This window comes from Bradyrhizobium hipponense (assembly GCF_008123965.1).
Lineage (GTDB): Bacteria > Pseudomonadota > Alphaproteobacteria > Rhizobiales > Xanthobacteraceae > Bradyrhizobium > Bradyrhizobium hipponense.
This window is the reverse complement of sequence record NZ_VSTH01000207.1, coordinates 1-768: the sequence shown is the minus strand read 5'-3', so window position 1 is coordinate 768 and position 768 is coordinate 1. Positions and strand designations below refer to the sequence as shown.

The window sequence follows — 768 nt, the reverse complement described above, 5'->3', positions numbered from 1 at the left end:
TTTGCGTTCAGGGAGCCCTCTCGCCGCTGTTGTCGAATCTGATGCTGGATGTGCTGGACAAGGAACTGGAAAAGCGCGGACACCGCTTCGTGCGCTACGCCGACGACTGCAACATCTATGTGCGCAGTCAGAAAGCGGGTGAGCGGGTGATGGCCGGCGTCGAGAAGTTCCTTGCAAAGCGCCTCAGGCTGAAGGTCAACAAGGCCAAGAGCGCGGTCGCCAAACCGAGTGTCCGCAAGTTCCTGGGCTTCAGCTTCACCAGCGGGAGAGAACCGCGACGGCGCATCGCGCCGCAGGCGATCGCCCGCTTCAAGGCGAGAATCCGGGAGCTGACGCGGCGCACGCGTGGACGAAGCCTCGCTCAGACCAGCAAGGAGCTGTCTACTTACCTTGTCGGCTGGCGCGGCTACTTCGGCTTCTGCCAAACTCCGTCGGTGCTGCGCGCGCTTGACGAGTGGATCAGGCGACGGTTGCGCGCCATCGCCTGGAAGCAATGGAAGCGTGGACGCACTCGCTTCGCCGAGCTGCGACGCTGCGGCGTCGGCCGGGACCTGGCGGCAAAAACCGCCGGCAGCCCACATGGCCCTTGGCGGCTGGCAGCGAGCCCCGCGCTCAACATGGCGCTGTCAAAGCTGTTCTTCAGGTCACTCGGTCTCGCTACCGTCGCGGCCCCACAGCCTGCATAATCCACCGAACCGCCGGATACGGACCCGTACGTCCGGTGGTGTGGGAGGGGTGCAGCCGCGAGGCTGCCCCCTATCCCGATTT

1 protein-coding gene is annotated in these 768 nt (G+C 64.8%); it reads left to right on the top strand.

Annotation, left to right across the window (positions count from 1 at the left end; genetic code table 11):
* Positions 1 to 686: group II intron maturase-specific domain-containing protein (locus FXV83_RS39885; protein ID WP_249776250.1), on the top strand; the 686-nt coding region annotated here is incomplete at its 5' end.
* Positions 687 to 768 lie beyond the last annotated feature (82 nt).